The 19,593-nt window shown below is 63.1% G+C and carries 18 protein-coding genes and 1 pseudogene; 10 read left to right on the top strand and 9 right to left on the bottom strand.

Features of this window, described 5'->3' with window-relative positions; all coding sequences use genetic code 11:
* Position 1: 1 nt before the first annotated feature.
* Both BB029_RS00865 and BB029_RS33610 read left to right on the top strand, forming a co-directional pair.
* Positions 2–1,339 (top strand): dihydroorotase, encoded by a 1,338-nt coding sequence (locus BB029_RS00865; RefSeq protein WP_065937932.1) that lies wholly within the window; start codon positions 2–4, stop codon positions 1,337–1,339.
* Positions 1,340–1,347: 8 nt separating this feature from the next.
* Positions 1,348–1,434 (top strand): annotated as a pseudogene (locus BB029_RS33610) (outer membrane lipoprotein carrier protein LolA); the annotation flags it as partial.
* Between the two features lie 2 nt (positions 1,435–1,436).
* On the opposite strand, the gene BB029_RS00860 reads toward BB029_RS33610, so the two are convergent.
* A complete protein-coding gene (locus tag BB029_RS00860; protein WP_065937931.1) occupies positions 1,437–1,958 on the bottom strand; it encodes a DUF3617 domain-containing protein in 522 nt (173 codons plus the stop codon).
* 130 nt (positions 1,959–2,088) lie between these two features.
* Here BB029_RS00860 and cls point away from each other — a divergent pair, with 130 nt between their 5' ends.
* A complete protein-coding gene (gene cls, locus BB029_RS00855) occupies positions 2,089–3,528 on the top strand; it encodes a cardiolipin synthase (RefSeq protein WP_065937930.1) in 1,440 nt (479 codons plus the stop codon).
* Between the two features lie 77 nt (positions 3,529–3,605).
* Here the strand turns inward: cls and cfaB are convergent, their stop codons facing one another.
* The 8 genes from cfaB to hflK (BB029_RS00815) all read right to left on the bottom strand — a co-directional run bounded on the left by cfaB (position 3,606) and on the right by hflK (BB029_RS00815) (position 12,757).
* On the bottom strand, positions 3,606–4,790 hold the full coding sequence (gene cfaB / locus BB029_RS00850; RefSeq protein WP_065937929.1) for a C17 cyclopropane fatty acid synthase CfaB: 1,185 nt from the start codon (positions 4,788–4,790) through the stop codon (positions 3,606–3,608).
* 87 nt (positions 4,791–4,877) lie between these two features.
* Positions 4,878–5,666, bottom strand: a complete 789-nt coding sequence (locus BB029_RS00845; protein WP_065937928.1) for a DNA-binding domain-containing protein — start codon at positions 5,664–5,666, stop codon at positions 4,878–4,880.
* On the bottom strand, positions 5,657–6,502 hold the full coding sequence (locus tag BB029_RS00840; RefSeq protein ID WP_065937927.1) for a DUF692 domain-containing protein: 846 nt from the start codon (positions 6,500–6,502) through the stop codon (positions 5,657–5,659). Before BB029_RS00840 ends, BB029_RS00845 begins: the two co-directional genes overlap by 10 nt.
* Before the next feature lie 69 nt (positions 6,503–6,571).
* The gene (locus BB029_RS00835; protein ID WP_065937926.1) at positions 6,572–6,823 is read right to left on the bottom strand and encodes a hypothetical protein; all 252 of its coding nucleotides are present in this window, start codon (positions 6,821–6,823) and stop codon (positions 6,572–6,574) included.
* 116 nt (positions 6,824–6,939) lie between these two features.
* Complete coding sequence (locus tag BB029_RS00830; RefSeq protein WP_065937925.1) at positions 6,940–8,826, bottom strand: cation-translocating P-type ATPase; 1,887 nt, start codon at positions 8,824–8,826, stop codon at positions 6,940–6,942.
* The gene (gene hflK, locus BB029_RS00825) at positions 8,823–9,857 is read right to left on the bottom strand and encodes a protease modulator HflK (protein WP_065937924.1); all 1,035 of its coding nucleotides are present in this window, start codon (positions 9,855–9,857) and stop codon (positions 8,823–8,825) included. The genes BB029_RS00830 and hflK (BB029_RS00825) overlap by 4 nt, the downstream gene beginning before the upstream one ends.
* Entirely contained in the window at positions 9,854–10,840 is a 987-nt protein-coding gene (gene hflC, locus BB029_RS00820) for a protease modulator HflC (RefSeq protein ID WP_027608192.1), read from the bottom strand. Before hflC ends, hflK (BB029_RS00825) begins: the two co-directional genes overlap by 4 nt.
* Positions 10,841–10,852: 12 nt before the next feature.
* On the bottom strand, positions 10,853–12,757 hold the full coding sequence (gene hflK / locus BB029_RS00815; protein WP_065937923.1) for a protease modulator HflK: 1,905 nt from the start codon (positions 12,755–12,757) through the stop codon (positions 10,853–10,855).
* Positions 12,758–13,074: 317 nt separating this feature from the next.
* Here hflK (BB029_RS00815) and BB029_RS00810 point away from each other — a divergent pair, with 317 nt between their 5' ends.
* From BB029_RS00810 to BB029_RS00780, 7 genes are all read left to right on the top strand, one after another.
* Positions 13,075–13,698, top strand: coding sequence for a CDP-alcohol phosphatidyltransferase family protein (locus tag BB029_RS00810; RefSeq protein WP_027608190.1), 624 nt, complete (start codon positions 13,075–13,077; stop codon positions 13,696–13,698).
* 10 nt (positions 13,699–13,708) lie between these two features.
* Positions 13,709–15,463 carry a bifunctional alpha/beta hydrolase/class I SAM-dependent methyltransferase gene (locus tag BB029_RS00805; RefSeq protein WP_065937922.1) on the top strand — a complete coding sequence of 585 codons (1,755 nt, stop codon included), beginning with the start codon at positions 13,709–13,711 and terminating at the stop codon, positions 15,461–15,463.
* 2 nt (positions 15,464–15,465) lie between these two features.
* Positions 15,466–16,764 carry a phosphatase PAP2/dual specificity phosphatase family protein gene (locus BB029_RS00800; protein ID WP_065937921.1) on the top strand — a complete coding sequence of 433 codons (1,299 nt, stop codon included), beginning with the start codon at positions 15,466–15,468 and terminating at the stop codon, positions 16,762–16,764.
* The gene (locus BB029_RS00795; protein WP_027608187.1) at positions 16,754–17,197 is read left to right on the top strand and encodes a hypothetical protein; all 444 of its coding nucleotides are present in this window, start codon (positions 16,754–16,756) and stop codon (positions 17,195–17,197) included. The genes BB029_RS00800 and BB029_RS00795 overlap by 11 nt, the downstream gene beginning before the upstream one ends.
* A gap of 9 nt (positions 17,198–17,206) precedes the next feature.
* The gene (locus tag BB029_RS00790; RefSeq protein ID WP_027608186.1) at positions 17,207–17,827 is read left to right on the top strand and encodes a 1-acyl-sn-glycerol-3-phosphate acyltransferase; all 621 of its coding nucleotides are present in this window, start codon (positions 17,207–17,209) and stop codon (positions 17,825–17,827) included.
* A gap of 1 nt (position 17,828) precedes the next feature.
* Complete coding sequence (locus tag BB029_RS00785; RefSeq protein WP_032885177.1) at positions 17,829–18,761, top strand: phosphatidate cytidylyltransferase; 933 nt, start codon at positions 17,829–17,831, stop codon at positions 18,759–18,761.
* A gap of 542 nt (positions 18,762–19,303) precedes the next feature.
* The gene (locus BB029_RS00780; RefSeq protein ID WP_065937920.1) at positions 19,304–19,504 is read left to right on the top strand and encodes a DUF3077 domain-containing protein; all 201 of its coding nucleotides are present in this window, start codon (positions 19,304–19,306) and stop codon (positions 19,502–19,504) included.
* The last annotated feature ends 89 nt before the right edge of the window (positions 19,505–19,593 follow it).

Here is a 19,593-nt window from a genome sequence, read left to right as displayed (position 1 = left end):
CATGAGCCGCCTGCTGATCCGCAACGCCCGCCTGGTGAACGAAGGCGAGGAATTCGACGCCGACGTGCTGGTCGCCAATGGCCGTATCGAAAAGATCGCCAGCAGCATCGGCGGGAACGCCGCGCCCGTGTCCATCGACGCCCAAGGCCAGTGGTTGCTGCCGGGCATGATTGACGACCAGGTGCACTTTCGCGACCCCGGCGCGCCGGACAAGGGCAGCTTCTACAGCGAGTCCCGCGCAGCGGTAGCCGGCGGCATCACCAGCGTCATGGACATGCCCAATACCAACCCGGCCACGCTGAACCTGGAAGCCCTGGCCGATAAAAAGCGCCGCGCGGCCCTGCACTCGGTGGCCAACTACGGCTTTCACTTCGGGGTCAGCAACGACAACCTCGACACCGTCGCCGCCCTCGACCCGCGCGAAGTGGCCGGGGTCAAAGTGTTCATGGGCGCCTCCACCGGCAATATGCTGGTGGACGATCCACGGGTCCTGGAACGGCTGTTTGCCGAAGTGCCGACCATTCTGCTGGCCCACTGCGAACACACGCCGAGCATCCAAGCCAACGAGCAGCGCATGCGTGAGCGCTTTGGTGACAGGATCCCCGCCGTCGCCCACCCGCTGATCCGCGATGCCGAAGCCTGCTATCGCTCATCCTCCTTCGCGGTGGAACTGGCCAAGCGTCACGGCACGCGCCTGCATGTACTGCACCTGACCAGCGCCCGCGAGTTGGCATTGTTCGAAGACAAACCCCTGGCGCAAAAACGCATTACTGCTGAGGTCTGCGTGCACCACCTGCTGTTCGATGACCGTGACTATCACCGCCTCGGCCACCAGATCAAATGCAACCCGGCGATCAAGACCCGCGCCGACCGCGACGCCCTGCGCCTGGCCTTGCTGAGTGATCGTCTGGATGTGATTGGCACTGACCATGCGCCGCATACCTGGGCGCAAAAACAGTTGGGGTATCGTGAAGCGCCTGCGGGTCTGCCCCTGGTGCAACACGCGCTGCCGGCGTTGTTGGAGTTGGTGGCCGATGGGCTGCTGCCCCTGACCACCCTGGTGGCCAAGACCAGCCACCGTGTCGCCGACCTGTTTGCCATCCCCGACCGGGGTTATCTGCGTGAAGGGTATTGGGCCGACCTGGTGCTGATCAAACCGGAGCCCGAAGGAAAACCGGTCAGGGACGAGCCGATTCTTGCCCGCTGTGGCTGGACGCCGTTCGCCGAACGCAGCTTTCGTCACAGCGTGAGCACCACCCTGGTCTCCGGCCACCTGGCCTGGCACAACGGCCAGGTGGTCGACAGCTGCCAGGGTTTACCGCTGCATTTTCTAAGGTAGGCGCGAGCTTGCTCGCGAAGAGCGTTAACGATAACGCGGGGGACCTGACACCCGATGGCGCTCTCCGGTTTTTCGCGAGCAAGCTCGCTCCTACAGGTTAAGCGCGAGGCTTGACCGTGCCGCAATCGGCGCCCAGCCACTGGGCGTGGGTATCCAGGCTGCCCTTCTGCTGAACGCCGGTGGCATTGAAGGTGCCGTTGACGGTGGTGGTGAATTCTTTCTGGCTCTGGAAGGTAGCGACGCCGGTGCCCTGGGCTTTCGGGCAACTGAAACGGAATTTCCACTGGTTACCGGTCTTGTCGGTCACTTCCTGTTTGCAGCCCGATTGCGGGTCGGTCAGGGGGATCGAATCAGAGGCGACTTGTGCCGGGGTGAGGCACACCTGCACGCCTTTGCCGGCCATGGTGATGCCTTGTTTTTCCAGCATGGCGCGCTGTTCGGGGGTCATCTGTTGCTTGAGCTGACCGAGGATCAGCGACAGGTCCGGCAGGTCCTGGTTATCGACTTTCATGTTGCTGGTGGTCAATTCCCACAAGCCCGGCGCCAGCATCTGCGCCTGCGCTGCCACCGGCAACGACAAACCAACAACCATGGCCAAACCAAGCAGACGAGCATTCATCGGGTAACTCCTGGGCAATTGTGGGCGTTAGACGCCGCAAAAGTGCCAGTGTTGCACGGCAAATAAAATAGCGACATTCGCAGCCGTTCATGGTCTGTTAGGCATTGGATTGTCTGGAGTACCGTCGTCCATGGATTTCTTTGGCCCGCACCTGCTCGCCTACTTCATCGCCACGCTGCACTTGCTCGGGACTCTCGCCGCGATCCACGCGGTGCTGACCGTCAGGACCGCTCAAGGCTCGATCGCCTGGGCCCTGTCACTGATGTTCATGCCCTATCTCACCCTGATCCCCTACCTGATCTTTGGCCGCAGCACCTTTGACGCGTATATCCAGGCCCGTCGCCAGGCCAACCAGGAAATGCACACCGCGATCACCGAGCTGAACTGGCGCCCCTGGGTCGAGGAGGCTCTCGCCGCGCGCAACTCCAGTGCCTACGCGTCGTTGCGCGCCATGCCCAAGCTGGGCCGCATGCCGTGCCTAGCCAACAATGAAGTGCGCTTATTGATCAACGGCGAGGCCACTTTCAGTGCAATCTTCGACGCCATTCGCAAGGCCAAAACCGCCGTGCTGTTCCAGTTCTTCATCATTCATGACGATGAACTCGGTCGTCAGTTACAGGCGTTGTTGAAGGAAAAGGCTGCCCAAGGCGTGGGCATCTACGTCATGTACGACCGCATCGGCAGCCACGCCCTGCCCCATCAGTACGTGCAATCGCTGCGCGACGCCGGGGTGCAGGTCAAGGCATTCGCCACCCGCAGCGGTTGGCTCAACCGTTTCCAGGTCAACTTCCGCAACCACCGCAAGATCGTGGTGGTGGACGGTGTCACCGGGTTTGTCGGTGGGCACAATGTGGGCGATGAATACCTGGGCAAAAAACCGCCGCTGGCGCCATGGCGCGATACCCATGTGCAAGTTACCGGCCCGGTGGTGGCGTGTTTGCAGGAGTCGTTTGCCGAGGACTGGTTCTGGGCCGCGCGCGAGCTGCCGCCGCTGATCCTGCCGGATGCCTACCCCGAAGACGGCGTGCTCTGCCAATTGCTCGCCAGCGGCCCGGCCGATCCCTATGAAACCTGCTCGCTGTTTTTCGTCGAGGCCATCCATGCGGCCACCGAGCGCGTGTGGATCACCAGCCCGTATTTCATCCCCGACGAAGCGGTGTTCGCCGCCCTGCGCCTGGCGGTCCTGCGGGGCGTGGACGTGCGCCTGTTGCTGCCATCGCGGCCCGACCACCGCATCGTGTACGCCGCGTCCAGCCTGTATGCGATCGAGGCGGTGCGCGCTGGTGTCCGGGTATTCCGCTACACACCGGGCTTTCTGCATCAGAAGGTGGTGCTGGTGGACAACGAGATCAGCGCCATCGGCAGTGCGAACATGGACAACCGTTCATTCAGGCTGAACTTCGAAGTGATGTTGCTGACGGTCGACGAAGCCTTCGCCAAGCAGGTGGAACAGATGCTGCTGGACGACTTCGCCCAGGCCCATGAAGTGAGCCAGGAAGAAAGCCGCGAGACCCGCCGCCTGCAGCAACTGGGCATGCGGGTGGCGCGCTTGATCTCACCGATTCTCTAATGGCCAATGCGGTAAAAAATGTGGGAGAGAGCAAGCCCCCTCCCACATTAGGATCTCCACCTTTCTGGAACATCAGCTCAGCGATAAATGTCTTCCCGCGTCCACGGCAGTTCATGGCTGCCATCCGCGTGAGGCTTCACCGCGAGGATCTGGTGCAGGTTGATCCAGCCCCGCGCAAACGCATAGGCACACCCGGCCAGGTACAGCCGCCAGATGCGCAACGCCTGCTCCGGCACCAGCTTCGCCGCCGCTTCCAGGTTGTCTTCCAGGCGCTCGCTCCAATGGTCCAGGGTCCGCGCGTAATGCAGGCGCAGGCTTTCGACGTCGACCACTTCCAGCCCGACTTCACTGATCTCGGCGGTCATCATCGCCAAATGGGGCAGTTCGCCGTTGGGGAACACATAACGCTCGATAAACTCCCCGGCGCCACGGCCCACGGGCCGGCCGTCGGTATGCTTGGCGGTAATGCCATGGTTCATCACCAGGCCGCCTTCGCGCACGGCACCAAACAGGGTCTTGCAGTATTGCGCCAGGTTGGCGTGGCCGACGTGCTCGAACATGCCCACGCTCACCACTTTGTCGAAACGACCATCCTGAGGCAGATCGCGGTAGTCGAGCAGTTGCAGGTCGATCTGGTCTTCCAGGCCCTCGGCTTTCACCCGCTCCTTGGCCAATGCCAGCTGTTCCTTGCTCAGGGTGATACCAAACACTTTCACCCCGAACTCCCGCGCCGCAAAACGCGCCAGCCCGCCCCAGCCACAGCCTACGTCGAGCAGGTACTCGCCCGGCTGCAAGCGCAGTTTGCGGCACAGGTGGCGGAATTTGTCTTGCTGGGCCTGGTCGATGGATTCGCTACCGGTTTCGAAATACCCGCAGGAGTACGCCATGTCCTGATCCAGCCAGAGCTGGTAGAACGCGTTGGACAGGTCGTAATGGTAGGAAATAGCCGCGGCGTCGGTGGCCTTGTCGTGGATCGAGCGCACCGGCAGACTCGCGCCGTCGTCCTCGACCAAGGCATGACTCAGCTCATCACAGACCCGGATCACTTCGCTGATGGAACCTTCCAGCTCCAGTTTGCCCTCGACGAAGGCTTCGCCCAGCGAGTCGAGTGTGGGATGGGTCAGTTGGGGCACGACCGTGGGGTCCTTCACCACAATGGTCACACTGGGCTCGGGGCCCAAGTTGAATTCATGGCCATCCCAGAGTCGAAGACGCAGCGGCAGCTGTAGATTCTGTAAGGCCGGTGGAAGTTGCGCGAGCATGAGTAGTCCCCCCTTGTTTCAGACGTCTGGAATGAGGGTAGACCATCCCGAGAAAAAGTAGGAGGCTATCGATTTGATAGCGTTCTTCTATGGGGCCCGGCGCTGGAGCAAACCGTCCTGGATCCACTGTTTCAGCCATGTCACCGCTTGCAGTGGTGCACCCTCTCCATAAGTGACTGCCAACTCTGCACACAGTTCTGAAAAATCCCAGCCGGTGGTCACGATCCCCGCCAAGGCGCAGGCCTCGAAGGGTTCCAGGCTGCGGTAACGGCATACATTCTGGTGGCGCCACACCACGCAGATGTGTGCCGGATCAAGCACCTCGCTGCCTGGGAAACTGGATTTATCCTTGCTGGATCGCCAGATCGCCAACGTGTTGAAGCGGCAAAGTAACTGCTGCACTGAAGGCGCCAGGTTGACCTGTAGACCCGGCCACTCTTCGGCAGGCAACAACGCCATGTCATCCAGCGTCAGCAACCGCCCTTCCGGCGCGTCAAACGCCAGGGTGAACGCCCACTCCAACCGCGCCAGCTCGGCCAGCGGCGCGCTTTGTTCGGCCACCAGATGCTCAAGGATAAACGCCGCAAACCGCTCCCCCAGCCAGCGCAAACTGTAATGCGCAGAGGGATGGCGGCGCACATAGGCTTCACTCAGCAACGCAAACTCATCATCCCCGAGCCAATACCGGATGGCGCCGAAGTCATGTCGCAGCACGTCCTGCAAGCGCGAGAGGTAGGCATTGTGATAAATCGCCAGGCCCGTTTCCACCTCCAGTGTCGGCCCACCAAGCAACGTGGCGGCGAAATCACTGTTGGCAACCGGCGTCTCGGATAACAGATGCTGTTCAAAAGCCAACTGCCAATCGGTCAGGCGCATAACGCTCTCCTGGCCAGGGCGGTGGCCCCCAGTTCGCGGGCCTTGCTCAACTCGGTGAGCAGTTCTTCGAGCGGCGGGAAATGGTCATCGCGCTCCAACAATGTCGAGACCGGCCCCACGTGCTCCAGGGTCTGTTGATACAGCGCCCACACCGGATCGCACACCGGATGGTCGTGGGTATCGACCACGTAGTCGCCGTAATCCATATGCCCTGCAAGGTGCAGCTGGCGGATGCTGTCGGGCGGCAGGTTGCGGATAAAGGTCCAGGCATCGAAGCCATGGTTGCGCGCACTGACATACACGTTGTTTACGTCCAGCAGCAACTGGCAGCCCGACAGGTGGGCCAGGGCATTGAGGAATTCCCATTCGGTGAATTCATCCGCCTTGGCACGCACATAGCTGGAGACGTTTTCCAGCACCAGCGGGCGCTGCAACACATCCTGCACTTGGCGAACGCGAGCAGCCACGTGGTAGAGGCTTTCTTCGGTATAAGGCAGGGGCAGCAGGTCGTGCAACTGGTGCGCGCTGCCACGGCTCCAGCACAGGTGATCGGAAATCCACGCCGGCTGAATGCGCTCGGCCAGGGATTTGATTTGCTTCAGGTAATCGATATCGAGGGCATGAGGCCCACCAATGGACAGGGACACACCGTGCATCACCAGAGGATAGCGCTCGGCTATTGCGTCCAGGTAGTACAAGGCTTTGCCGCCCTGGACCAGATAATTCTCGGAGATCACTTCGAACCAATCCACCGGTGGCGATTGTTCAAGGATCTGTTGATAGTACTCACTGCGTAAACCCAGGCCGTAACCAAGGCTCGGAAGGGAAACAGACATAGGACGACACTCCAGGGAAAAGCGTCCGCAGCGGTGGGTGCAGCCGCTGCGGTTGCACTCGGTGGCCGGTTACTCGCCGACGGTGCCGCCTTTCTGGTCGCACATGGCCTTGCTCATGGACAGGAAGCCCTGGCCCTTGCAAGCACCCTGGCCTTTGCAGGCATGGTCTTTGGTCTTGCAATCGTTCTGGCCTTTGCAGGCGTTGACGCCATAGCAGTGAACGGTGGCGTCTGCGGCCTGTACCTGGGTAGCAACACCAGCAAACATGGTGGCGGCGGCCATCGCCAGGGCAGCACCAGCAGCAGCGGATTTAATCTTCATTCTCGTATTCCTCATGATCGGTAGTGGCGTCGGTCTGAACGGATTGCCCAGTCTCGACACAGCACTAGAGTGAGGCCCCTTATCGGCGTTACAGCCGTGTGCAAATATTTCTGAAATTAATCCTCAAGCTTCGACAGCGGCTCCTGAAACCGCAGCAAACGCCCGGCATTGCCCAGTACCAGCAAGGTGCTGAGGTTATGCAGCACCGCCGCAATCATCGCCCCCGCAGCACCCAACCAGCCAAAGGCGGCAAATACCACGATGGCCAAGGTCCAGCCCAGGCCGATGACCACGTTGACCTGCAACGTACGCCGGCACTGGCGACTCAAGCGCACACAGGTGCCCAGGCGCCGCAGGTCGCTGCCGATCAACACCACATCCGCCGAGGCCAGCGCAATGTCCGCCCCGCCCGCGCCCATGGCCACCCCAACCACGCCAGCCTTGAGCGCCAGGGAATCGTTGATCCCATCACCGACCACCATGGGCCGGAAGCCGCTGCCGATTTCCCCAAGCACGCGGTTGAGCTTGTCTTCCGGCAACGCCTGGGCTTCGACATCGCTGATGCCCACGTCCAGCGCCAGGCTGTCGGCCACGCTTTGACGGTCGCCAGTGAGCAGCAGTTGACGACCCAGGCCCAAATCCCGCAACTCTTGCAGGGCCTGGCGCGCCTCCGGCTTGACGCTGTCGGCGAGCAGCAGCCAGGCCAGAAACTGCCCGTTCAGGGCCAGCCCGGCAATCGGGCCGTCATGGTTCGGCACCGTCGTCGTGACAATACCCAATTGCTCGAACAACTCGGGACGGCCCAACGCCGCTTCGCCCTGCTCGGTCTGTGCCACAACGCCCAGGCCCTGGCGCTCGCGGATATCCGTGAGCGCCAGCATTTGCGCCAGAGTCGCCAACCCCGCCAACGCACGGCTGACCGGGTGGCTACTGGCCGAACCAAGGCTGGCCGCAAGGTTGAGCAGCGCCTGGCGGTCGGTCGACGAGGTCTCGATGGACTGCAAGCGCAGGGTGCCAAAAGTCAGGGTGCCGGTCTTGTCCACCACCAGCGAGGTCAGGTCCGCCAACTCTTCGAGGAACGCCGAGCTGCGAATCAGGATCCCATGCCGGGCCGCCACGGCGATCCCGGCAATCGCCGTCGCCGGTGCCGACAGCACCAGGGCGCAGGGGCACGCCGCCACCAGCACCGCGAGCATCGCCTGAGCGTCATTGGTCACAAACCAGGTCACTGCCGCCAGCAGCAACACCAACACCATATAGCTGCCCGCGTAACGCTCCAGCAGCCGCGTGATCGGCGGCTTGGAACGTTCGGCGTTCTGCATCAGCGCGATGACTTTGCCCAGGGTCGACTCATTGCCGGTACGTGTCACTTGCAGGCGCAACAGGCCATCGAGGTTGATCGCCCCGCCAAACACCTGCACACCCACACTGGCTTCCAAAGGTACCGACTCGCCGGTGATCGGCGCCGTGTCCAGGCTCGCCTGGCCCGACAGCACCACGCCATCGGCGGGTACCCGATCACCGGCACGCACCTCGACGATATCGCCGGTGCTCAGGGTGCCGTTATCCACTTCGATGATGCTGCCGTCGACCTGCACCCGCCGCGCATGGCTGCGGGTCAGTTTGCCCAGGGCATGAATCGCCTCCTGGGAGCCGATCACGCTGCGCTCTTCCAATACGTGGCCGAAGATCATGATGATCGGCAGCAGCGCGGCGGTCAGCAGATCGCCGGTGGCCCAAGCGCCGAGCATCGCCAGGGCGATCAGTTGGTCGGTAATGCCATGCAGGCTGGGAAAACGCAGGCTGTACCAGGCCGAGCGGATCACCGGCACCGCCACCAGCAACGAGGCCACACCGAGCAGCAACTGGCTGACGCCCGTCTGGTCCGGCGCCAGCCAGCGCCATACCAGGCCCAGCGTCAGCAAGCCCAGGGCGAGCATGGCCAGGGTCAATTGCCGGGCAGCGCTGCGCTGCTCGGCGGAGGTCAGCATGGGTGCGCTCATTGTTCGGCTCCCTGGATGATCAAGCGGGAGTCGTCTTCAGGATCGACCGTGGTCACCGAACCGGCCTGGCCGAGAATCTTCGGCATACGCTCGCGGTACAGGCGCAACAGCAAGCCCGGGTCTTTGACCTGGGCGAGGCTGGCGACCGTGGCGGTTTGCGCCTGGGCATTGGCCAGGCGTTCACTGGCCTGGGCGTGGGCAACCTGCACCAGGCGGTCGGCCTGCTGGTTGGCGGTCTGGGTGAGTTTTTCCGCTTCGGTCCGGGCGTTTGCCACGGCTTTGTCGGCTTGTTGACTGGCGGTGAGTACGGCGTTGAATGCGTTCACCGCCGGGCCCGGCAGGCTCGATTGCACATCGACCCGCGTCACCTCGATGCCCAGCCCCAGACCGGTGGCGGCCAACTCGGCCAGGCGCTTGTTGATGCCTTGCACCAAGTCACCCCGCAGCCGCTCGCGACGCTCGGCGGCGCCGTTGTCGGTACCGATCAATTCGGGGCGCGCCACCAGGATCGTGTCCAGATCGCGCGCCGCCGTCAGCGCCACGGCGCTGCGGGTCACCAGGCGATCCAGGGCCGGCAGCACATGCGTGCCCTGCAACACAAAGGCGTAGGGTTCGGTGACCTTGTAGAACACCCGCACATCCAGCTGCACCACTCCGGCATCGCCGGTCAGCAGGTAGCCGGAGCCGGCCAGGGCATCGCTCAAGGGCGTGGCGAAACTGGCCACACGATCAGCCTGCACCGCCGCATCGGAACGCAACAGGTTCTCCACCCGACGCTCGATCACCCGGTCGGCCGCCGGCAATAACACCACCTGCTCGAACGGCTGCGGCCAGGCCAGCAGCAGCCCGGCATTCTGGATGCGGTCGAGGGCGCCGAAGTGCAGCACCACCGCACGGTTCTGCGGGTCGATCTGCCGCACGTTGGAAAACGCCCACGCCAACGCCGCCAACACCGTCACCGCGTACAACGCCAGGAACGTCAGGCGCCCGGCCTGGATCCAGGGGCTGTCCGGGATGTCACGCTCGGTCATGGCTGAACGTCCTTGGGCCCGTCCACCAACGCGCGAAAGGGCGCGGCGTCGGTGCGCAGGATGATTTTGGTGCCGGGGGTCACGACCGTGCCCAGGGTATCCAGGGAGCGCAGCAGGTTATACAGCTGCGGATTGCCGGCGTAGGCACGCCCATAAATCTGCGCGGCTTCGACCCGTGACTGGGCTTCGATGTCGGCGGCTTTCACCGTGGCATCGGCCTGCACGATGCGCGCGTCACGCTCAGCCGCGGAACGAATCTGCGCGGCCTCACGCTTGCCCACGGCCGTGCGTTCGGTGGCGATGGTTTCGCGCTCGGCACGCATGCGGTCGACGGTGGCGGTGAGCGTGACCGACGGCAACGTCAGGCGCTCGATCCCCACCTGCGCCACGCGCACGCCATAGGTGGTGAGCAATTGTTGATCAATCTGCTGACGCAGCTGCGCCTCGAAATCAGCGATGCGCACCTGGCTGGCGTCGGTGTTGATCAAGCTGGACAAATCAAAACTGGCCGCCGTGGTTTCCAGCGCCGAGCCGACGAAGGTGCGGATCTGCCGCGCCGCCTCATCCGGCTGGTTCTGCACCGCGCGCATAAAGCGCTGCACATTGTCGGCATCGCCCTGCACCTGCCACGCCACATAGGCCTGCACGATAATCCGCAAGCCATCGCGCGTGCCCACATCCTGCAAGCCGCTGGAGGTGGTGCGCAGGCGCAAGTCCACCGGGATCGCCGCTTCGAACGGCGCCGGCCAGCGCCAGCCCAGGCCCGGTTCCAACAACACCCGCGACGGGTTGCCGAAGCGGGTAATCACCGTGGCCTCGCCGGAGCGCACCTGCACCAGGCTCGCCGCCGCCACCGCGAACAGCACCAGCAACACCGCCCAGGCCATACGCCGCCAAGGAAAAGGACCCGCCGCCTGTTCATCACCGTGATGAGGGTGATGGTGGCCGTGGTGGTGACCATGATCGTGAGAATGAGCGCTCAACAGACAGACTCCTTATTGAACGGCTTTACGCGGCAGCGAAGGGTCGGCCGGCAAAGTAAAAGAACGCAGATCAATCGTCGGCGCGCCATCGGCGCCCAGGCGGTGATCCAGAATAAGCAGCTTGGCGTGGGCCAGGCCCAGGCTGAGTTGGCCCAGGTACTGTTCCAGCACAAAGGCCCGACCGGCCGCGGCGTAGGCCTTTTGTTCGGCGGTAAAGCGCAGGTCGGCCGCTTGGGCACCGGCATTCACTTCGCGGGCGGTGGCCAAGGCCTGGTCGCGGGCGGTGCTGGCTTGCAGCAAGGCCTGGTTGGTGTGTTCGCTGGCGGCGCCGCGCTCGCGGGAGATCAGGGCCTGGGCGCCGATCTGCGCGGCTTGCACGCCGTGGTAGGCATTGGCGGCGCCGGCCGGTGGGTGGATGGCTTCCACGACAGTGGCGAGGATTTCCACACCGCTGTCGAGTGCCTGCAAGTCTGCCTGCACGGCGCGGCCGATTTCGTCGGCCAGGCGCGTGCGTTGTTCGCCGAGCAATTCGTCGAGGGTACGCGAGGCAAAATCGTGCACCAGGATGCGGCTGGCGGTGCTGCGGATCAGGGTCGGCACATCCGCGCTGTTATAGGTGGCGGCGAGCGCGGCCTGGTCGGTGAGGCCAATGCGGTAAACGAAGCGCACATCCATGTTGACGATCTGGAAGCTCTGTTTATCGCCGCTGCTGCTGGCGATCACCTGGGATTTGTCATTCACATGGCTGGCGTCCCACAACCGATTGGCAATCAGCGGTGCCGGGCCTTCGGCAGGCGCCAACTCCGGTGCGGCGGCCTCGCTGACGCTGGTGGCCAACTCATGCACCACGCCGTTCTCCACGTTGATCACGCGGCCCAAGGGCCACGGCAAGCCGGCATGCAGGCCAGGGCCGAACACCTCGACGGGCTTGCCAAAACGCTCATAAATCCCACGGCCTTGCAAAGGCACTTCATGCACGCCGGTCAGCGCCCAGCCGACCGCCAGCACCACCAGCAACACCGGCAAAAACGCCCGGCGCATGTAGGTAAACGCCCAGATCTGGCGCAGGTCGATGCCGAAGCGGTTGTGTAATTCGTGCTGCAACGCCAGCAGCGGTTGTGGCGGCCAACGCAGCAACCCGGCGATGAAGCTTTGCGCCATCAACCGTGGTTCAAGGCGCGGCTGGCGCGGGCTGAACAGCGACAGCACACCTCTTAATAGAAACTCCAGCGCTACCAGCGCCGGCAACAGCCCGACCAGCACCGCCAGGCGCAACGGCCAGACCGACTCAGCCCCGGCAAACAGCAGGCAAATGGCACTGACCACCAGGCAGGTAATCGCGACCCGGCTCAACTGCGCCATTTGCGCGGCTTCCGGCCACTGGGCCGTGGTTTCCTGAGCCAGGCGCCGTTCGAACACCAGCAAGCCGAACGCCAGCGCCAACGCCAATGCCGCCCCCACGCTGGCCGCTTGGCCGACAGGCGCCGAGGGCAGGGCCAGGTTCCAGAATTCGATGATGCTGACCAGCGCCAGCAGCGACCAGCCGCCCAGCCACAAGACCGGGGCGCCGATCTGCCGGCCAAAGCGTTCCACAAGGCGCGCGTAGCGACCCGTTTCTTCAACGGGTAATTCGGCCGCCGGCGCCTCCAGCGCCTGGGCCCGCCAATCGGCCACCCACCACGCCGACTGCAGCCCTGCCACCAACACCAGCAGGGCCGATGCGCAGTTGATTAACACCACCGGCCAGATCGACAACGGTGCAAACAGCGCGACAAACAACGCCAGCACCCAACCGACTACGGCCAGTACTGTCAGGCTGATACCGGCTTGCCGCAATCGGCGGGCATGGAACAGCCCCTGCTGAAAACGCGGCAGGCCTTCCACCGAAGCGCCGTCCGCCTCTAGATCCACTTGCATCCACTCACGCCCGCTTGTACACAATTCGTTACGATATAACACGCGGCGTGAAATTTTTGTTCGTTAAACAGCGTTTTTAAGCTGCACACAGATCTCCTGTGGGAGGGGGCTTGCTCCCGATGGCGGTTGATCAGCCAGCACCTGCATCGACTGACAGACCGCTATCGGGGCAAGCCCCCTCCCACATTTGTCCCTCAGTGCTTTCCAGATCGTGACTAAACCCCCATAAACACGCGCCATCACTGGTATAGGCCATGAATAATCGGCACACTCCAGGCAGTTTTTCGCGGGCTCTCGGACAAGGAAGCGTCACCCCCATGATTTCGATCTATCAGCTCAAACCGCGGTTTCAGAACCTGCTGCGTCCCCTCGTGCAGCGCCTCTATGACAATGGCACCACGGCCAACCAGATCACCGTGCTGGCCGGGGTCATTTCCCTGCTGGTCGGCCTGTTGATCGCCAGCTTCGCCCAGCACCTGTGGCTGTTTGCGCTGATCCCGCTGTGGATGATCCTGCGCATGGCCCTCAACGCCATCGACGGCATGCTCGCCCGGGAATTCGGCCAGCAGTCGCGCCTGGGCGCCTACCTCAATGAATTGTGCGACGTGATTGCCGACAGTGCGTTGATCCTGCCCTTCGCGCTGATCCCCGGCGTGAGCCTGGTGCCGGTGCTGCTGGTGGCGCTGCTGGCGGTGTTCAGCGAATACGCTGGGGTGCTGGGGCCGATGGTCGGTGCGTCACGGCGTTATGACGGGCCGATGGGCAAGAGTGACCGTGCGTTCGTCCTCGGCGTGCTGGCCACCGGTGTGGCGCTCGGCTGGCTCGGCGCCGGCTGGGTCGACACGGTGATGTGGCTGGTCGCCGCCCTGCTCGCCTACACCCTGGTCAACCGGGTGCGCCAGGGTTTGAAAGAAGAACAACCTATCTCCCCTTCTGCATAAGGATTTTGCAATGCGCGAACAGCAAGAGCACACCTTCAGTACCCATGACGGCGTCGAGCTTTTCTACCGTCATTGGCCGGCCAGCGCGCCGGCGGGCGGCGAGCCGCGCAAGGCGATCCTGCTGTTCCATCGCGGCCATGAGCACTCGGGGCGTATCGCGCACCTGGTGGATGAACTGGACTTGCCGCAGTTCGACTTCTTCGCCTGGGACTCCCGCGGTCACGGCCAATCGCCCGGCGAACGCGGCGACAGCCCGAGCTTCGCCACCAGCGCCCGTGATGTGCAGACCTTCCGCGACCATATCGGCGCCACCTATGGCATCGAGGAAGAAGACTGTGCCGTGATTGCCCAAAGTGTCGGCGCGGTGATCGCAGCCACCTGGGTGCATGACTATGCGCCGAAAATCCGCGCCCTGGTGCTCGCGTCCCCAGCGTTCAAGGTCAAGCTGTACGTGCCCTTCGCCCGGCCGGGCCTGGCGCTCATGCGCAAATTTCGCGGCAACTTTTTCGTCAACAGCTACGTCAAGGCCAAGTTCCTCAGCCATGACCCGGAGCGCGTGGCGTCCTACGACAGCGACCCGTTGATCATCAAGGCCATCTCGGTGAACGTGCTGCTGGGCCTGTACGAAGCCGCCGACCGGGTTGTCGCCGATGCCCAGGCGATCCAGGTGCCGACCCAACTGCTGGTCTCGGGCGCCGACTTTGTGGTGCACCGCAAACCCCAGCAGCAATTCTTCGACCGCCTTGGCAGCCTGAAAAAAGAACTGCATATCCTCCCCGGTTTTTTCCACGACACCCTCGGCGAGCGTGACCGCGCGGTGGCCGTGAGCAGCGCCAGGCGCTTTATCCTGCAGAACTTCGCGCAGCCGCTGGATCGCGCATCCCTGCTGGACGCCGACAAACTGGGCGCCACCTGCGCCGAATCCGAATCCCTCGCTGCGCCCTTGCCACGCAACTCCCTGCGCGACCTGTACTGGCGCCTGACCCGCGCCAGCATGGGCCTGGGCAAGGACCTGTCGGACGGCGTCAAGCTGGGCTTCGACACCGGCTTCGACTCCGGCAGCACCCTGGACTACGTGTACCGCAACACGCCCACCGGCAAGGGCGGGCTGGGGCGCATGATCGACACCAATTACCTCAACTCCATCGGCTGGCGCGGTATTCGCCAGCGCAAGCTGAACGTCGAGGAACTGCTGCGCCTGGCCATGGCCAAGCTGAGGGATGAACAGCGCGAAGTGCGCATCGTCGACATCGCTGCCGGTCATGGGCGCTACATTCTTGAAGCCTTGCAGGGCGTGTCGCCGCTGCCGGAATCGATCCTGCTGCGCGACTACAGCGACATCAACGTGCGCGACGGTGGCGCGCTGATTCGTGAGAAGGGCCTGGGAGACATCGCGCAGTTCGTCAAAGGCGATGCGTTTGACCGCTTGGATTTGGCGGCCCTGCAACCCAAGCCGACGCTGGCGGTGGTGTCCGGGCTGTATGAATTGTTTGCCGATAACGCCATGGTCGGCGGTTCGTTGGCCGGCCTGGCCGAAGCCGTGGAGCCCGGCGGTTACCTGGTCTACACCGGCCAGCCATGGCACCCGCAACTGGAACTGATCGCCCGCGCACTGACCAGCCATCGCCAGGGCCAGGCCTGGGTGATGCGCCGTCGCAGCCAGGCGGAAATGGACCAGTTGGTAGAAGCCGCGGGCTTTCGCAAGATCACCCAGCGGGTGGATGAGTGGGGCATCTTTACCGTGTCCCTGGCCCAGAAGATCTGACCATGCGCGAACCCGGTCTATTGAAACCAGCGGTGCTGTGGCTGCTGCTGTTGGCGCCGCTGTTTTTCAGCACCTATGGTTTCGCCACCTGGGTCACCAGCCAGCGCAGCGATGTCGGCACCCTGGTGTTCGGCTGGGAAACCCATATGCCGTTCTGGGCCTGGACCATCGTGCCCTATTGGTCCATCGACCTGCTTTACGGGTTCTCCCTGCTGCTGCCCAACAGCCGCCATGAGCTGAAGCAACACGCGCTGCGCCTGCTCAGCGCGCAGGTCATCGCCGTAAGTTGCTTCCTGGTCTGGCCGCTGCGCTTCACCTTCGAGCGGCCGGAACTGGATGGCGTGTTCGGCTGGCTGTTTGCCGTATTGGCGGGGTTCGACAAACCCTTCAACCAGGCGCCCTCACTGCATATCGCGCTGCTGGTGATCCTGTGGGTCATGTATCAGCGCCACACCCAAGGGTTATGGCGCTGGCTGGTGCACGGCTGGTTCGCCTTGATCGGTATTTCGGTGCTGACCACTTATCAACATCACTTTATCGACTTACCCACAGGCGCCCTCGCCGGCTGGCTATGCGTGTGGCTGTGGCCGGTGGAACACCCCAGCCCCTTGCTGAATGCACGGCTGACCCGGGATTCGAAGCGCTGGCGCGTGGGCCTGCGCTACGGTCTGGGAGCCTTGGCACTGGCGATTCTGGCGTTTTCCCTGGGCGGCGGCTGGTTATGGCTGCTCTGGCCGGCGGTGTCCCTGGGCCTGATCAAGGCGAATTACCTGGTGCTCGGCGCTGCGGGCTTTCAAAAACGCAGCGATGGCCGGCTTACACCTGCTGCGCGTTGGCTGTACGCACCCTACCTGGCCGCGGCGTGGATAAATTCGCGCCTGTGGACACGCAAACATCCACAGCCGGACCTGATTGTGGATAACGTCTGGCTGGGGCGGATTCCCAGTGCGAAAGAGCAGGGTCCATTCAGCGCCATCGTCGACCTCTGTGCCGAATTGCCGATTAATCCACAGGGCCGTGCGTATCAAAGCATCCCGGTGCTGGACCTGATCGCCCCGACACCCGCCGACTGCCAGCAAGCCGCCGAGGCCATCGAGCGCCTGCGTGCAAGCGGCCCGGTGCTGGTGTGCTGCGCCCTTGGCTACTCACGCAGCGCCACCGCCGTCGCCGCCTGGCTGCTGCACAGTGGGCGCGCTGCCACGGTGGACCAAGCGCTGGCTATTATTCGTACAGCGCGGGCCCATGTGGTCCTGCATCCTGCTCATCGTCAAGCGTTGGAGGGTTTGCCCCATGCCCGCTGATATGGAACTCCAGGTGGTCGCCAGCCTGCTGCGCCGTGGCCGTTCGCTGGATCAGTTATCCACAGGCCTGACCGTGGCCGGGGTGTTATTCGGCCTGGCCCAGTTGCTGATGGCGAGTGTTTCAACCATCTGCCTGCTGCTCAGCCTGTGGATGATTATCCTCGGGCTGCTGCAAAAGTACTGGGCGCTGCGGGTGGCCTTTGACGCCGACCTGTTCGCCCTGCTGGCCCGCGACATCGAGCGCACGGCGGACCTCGATCAAGCCCTGCAAACCCTTGGCCTGCAATCGCCCAAGCGGGCCGGCCGGCCCTGGACCGAGCGCCGTCGCGGCGCCCTCAAATTGCTGCGCAAACAAGCCTGGCTGCTGGGCGCGCAAGCGCTGCTGACCCTCGCCGTGATCCTCGCCAGCCCCTGGCTGCCTTTCGCCGCATAAGGAACCCCCATGTTCGAACCCGTGGTCGCCACGCTGATTACCTCCATGGCCCGCACCGTCACCGGCGCCCGCAGCCTGTGGCTGGGTTGCGCGCCAGTGCCGGTGCAGCGTATCTATTTCGCCAACCACAGCAGCCACGGCGACTTCGTGCTGCTGTGGGCCTCACTGCCACAGAACCTGCGCAAATTCACGCGCCCGGTGGCCGGCAGCGATTACTGGAACAAAAGCGCCCTGCGCCGCTACATCATCAACCGCGTGTTCAATGGCGTGCTGATCGACCGCGAGCGCAAAGACCCTGTGGATAACCCCTTGCAGCCCATGCTCGCCGCGCTGGAAGGCGGCGACTCGCTGATCATCTTTCCCGAGGGCACGCGCAACCTGGAGGACGGCTTGCTGCCGTTCAAAAGCGGCATCTACCATCTGGCCAAAAGTTACCCACAGGCCGAATTGATCCCGGTGTGGATCGCCAACCTCAACCGGGTCATGCCCAAGGGCCGCGTGCTGCCGCTGCCTTTGCTGTGCACCACCAGCTTCGGCGCCCCCTTGCAATTGGAAGAAGGCGAAGACAAAGCCGCGTTCCTTGCCCGAACCCGCGACGCCCTGCTCGCCCTCGCCCCGGAGCATTCCTGAGATGGATAGCCAAACCCTGATGTTATTCGGCGGCATCGGCGCGATCCTGGTGCTCGCCTCGCTGATAGGCCTGATCCTCAAACTGCGCACCCGTGGCACGCCCAATGCCGTGATCGACAACCTCAACGCCCGCATCAACGCCTGGTGGGTGATGGTGGTGGTCATCGGTATCGCCTTCTGGCTCGGTACCGGTGCGGTGATCCTGCTGTTCTACGCGGTGTCGTTCTATGCCCTGCGCGAATTCCTCACCCTCACGCCGACCCGGCGCAGCGACTACCCGGCCCTGGTGGCCGCGTTCTACCTGGCATTGCCGTTGCAATACCTGCTGATCTACTCGGACTGGTACGGGTTGTTCTCGATCTTTATCCCGGTGTACGTGTTCCTGCTGCTGCCGATCCTCGCCTCCCTGGGCGGCGACACCACGCACTTCCTCGAACGCGCCTCCAAGGTGCAATGGGGCCTGATGATCGCGGTATTCTGCGTGTCGTTCGTGCCCGCCCTGCTGACCCTCGACATCCCCGGCTACGAAGGCCGCAACCTGCTGCTGATCGCCTACCTGGTGATCGTGGTGCAACTCTCGGACGTGCTGCAGTACGTGTGCGGCAAGCTGTTCGGCAAACACAAGATCGCGCCCAACCTGTCGCCGTCGAAAACCGTGGAAGGCTTTGTCGGCGGGATTCTGTTGTCCTCCCTGATCGGTGCGGCGCTGTGGTGGACCACGCCGTTCAACCCGTGGCAGTCGTTCCTGATCGCACTGCTGATCAACCTGCTCGGCTTCGCTGGCGGCATCGTCATGTCGGCGATCAAGCGCGACCGGGGGGTGAAGGACTGGGGGCATATGATCGAAGGGCACGGCGGGATGCTGGATCGTTTGGATTCGGTGTGCTTCGCCGCGCCCATCTTCTTCCACCTCGTACGTTACTGGTGGACCTGACCCTCCCCTCTCAAGCCCAATGAAGATCAAACTGTGGGAGGGGGCTTGCCCCAATGCCGATCAGTTAAGAGATAGAACGGGCAAACAGTAACCTGTGGCAAGCCCGCTCACCACAGTTACAGTGTTCCTCCTTAACTGACTGGCATTAGGGCAAGCCCCCTCCCACATTGGTTTCTGGTGTTTTCGAGGCTTAAGCAAAGTCTGAAAGCGCTGCTCCTACCTCTCGCTTCCCTTTCTTTCGCAGGACATTTCCGAGAGAATCCCAGCCGCTTGTGCCCTGCCTTTTCGATGGCTAGTCTGCGTTCGTCACTGCCAATTCAGTGACCGGGTTTAGTCGCTCGGGAAAGATTTACATTGGGCGCACAAGCGCCATCTCAAGCATGGCGTTTTTTTCTGCCAACGCTTTATGGTGGCTGTGCGCAGGGCACCTTCGGGTGCGCCGGGTTCCCAATGTTCCGGTCGACTAACCTGCGTACAGCTGCCACCCCATCGTTTAGTCGCGACTCGTGGCAGCTCCAATTCCCTACATTGGAGTTACCGCAATGAGCAAAGTAAAACCCGGTCCGCCCCATCCCTTTTTCATCCCCCACCCCGAAATCAGCTTCGAAGACGCACTGGTCTACGCCTCAGACCTGCTCCACTGTGCCGAACAGTTGCGCGACTCGCCCAAAGCCGCCGGACACCTCATGGAAATGGCCAAAGTGATGGTAGACCGCTCGCTAGAATGCATGGGCCCCCGCTGACTCGGTAAACATCCCCGCCGTGCGGCGTATCGGCGTCATCTTTTGTATCAAAGACCCTGTAAGATACGCCGCACTTAGCCAGGGATGCT

Origin of the sequence: Pseudomonas sp. S3E12, from assembly GCF_001702295.1 — a bacterium.
Classification (GTDB): Bacteria; Pseudomonadota; Gammaproteobacteria; order Pseudomonadales; family Pseudomonadaceae; genus Aquipseudomonas; species Aquipseudomonas marginalis.
The sequence above is the reverse complement of the archived record's forward strand: the minus strand, read 5'-3'. Positions and strand labels throughout refer to the sequence as shown.

Excerpts from the sequence above, each read along its gene's own strand:
- BB029_RS00865 (WP_065937932.1), top strand. The coding sequence starts at position 2 with ATGAGCCGCCTGCTGATCCGCAACGCCCGCCTGGTGAACGAAGGCGAG.
- BB029_RS00860 (WP_065937931.1), bottom strand. The coding sequence starts at position 1,958 with ATGAATGCTCGTCTGCTTGGTTTGGCCATGGTTGTTGGTTTGTCGTTG.
- cls (WP_065937930.1), top strand. The coding sequence starts at position 2,089 with ATGGATTTCTTTGGCCCGCACCTGCTCGCCTACTTCATCGCCACGCTG.
- cfaB (WP_065937929.1), bottom strand. The coding sequence starts at position 4,790 with ATGCTCGCGCAACTTCCACCGGCCTTACAGAATCTACAGCTGCCGCTG.
- BB029_RS00845 (WP_065937928.1), bottom strand. The coding sequence starts at position 5,666 with ATGCGCCTGACCGATTGGCAGTTGGCTTTTGAACAGCATCTGTTATCC.
- BB029_RS00840 (WP_065937927.1), bottom strand. The coding sequence starts at position 6,502 with ATGTCTGTTTCCCTTCCGAGCCTTGGTTACGGCCTGGGTTTACGCAGT.
- BB029_RS00835 (WP_065937926.1), bottom strand. The coding sequence starts at position 6,823 with ATGAAGATTAAATCCGCTGCTGCTGGTGCTGCCCTGGCGATGGCCGCC.
- BB029_RS00830 (WP_065937925.1), bottom strand. The coding sequence starts at position 8,826 with ATGAGCGCACCCATGCTGACCTCCGCCGAGCAGCGCAGCGCTGCCCGG.
- hflK (WP_065937924.1), bottom strand. The coding sequence starts at position 9,857 with ATGACCGAGCGTGACATCCCGGACAGCCCCTGGATCCAGGCCGGGCGC.
- hflK (WP_065937923.1), bottom strand. The coding sequence starts at position 12,757 with ATGCAAGTGGATCTAGAGGCGGACGGCGCTTCGGTGGAAGGCCTGCCG.
- BB029_RS00810 (WP_027608190.1), top strand. The coding sequence starts at position 13,075 with ATGATTTCGATCTATCAGCTCAAACCGCGGTTTCAGAACCTGCTGCGT.
- BB029_RS00805 (WP_065937922.1), top strand. The coding sequence starts at position 13,709 with ATGCGCGAACAGCAAGAGCACACCTTCAGTACCCATGACGGCGTCGAG.
- BB029_RS00800 (WP_065937921.1), top strand. The coding sequence starts at position 15,466 with ATGCGCGAACCCGGTCTATTGAAACCAGCGGTGCTGTGGCTGCTGCTG.
- BB029_RS00795 (WP_027608187.1), top strand. The coding sequence starts at position 16,754 with ATGCCCGCTGATATGGAACTCCAGGTGGTCGCCAGCCTGCTGCGCCGT.
- BB029_RS00790 (WP_027608186.1), top strand. The coding sequence starts at position 17,207 with ATGTTCGAACCCGTGGTCGCCACGCTGATTACCTCCATGGCCCGCACC.
- BB029_RS00785 (WP_032885177.1), top strand. The coding sequence starts at position 17,829 with ATGGATAGCCAAACCCTGATGTTATTCGGCGGCATCGGCGCGATCCTG.
- BB029_RS00780 (WP_065937920.1), top strand. The coding sequence starts at position 19,304 with ATGAGCAAAGTAAAACCCGGTCCGCCCCATCCCTTTTTCATCCCCCAC.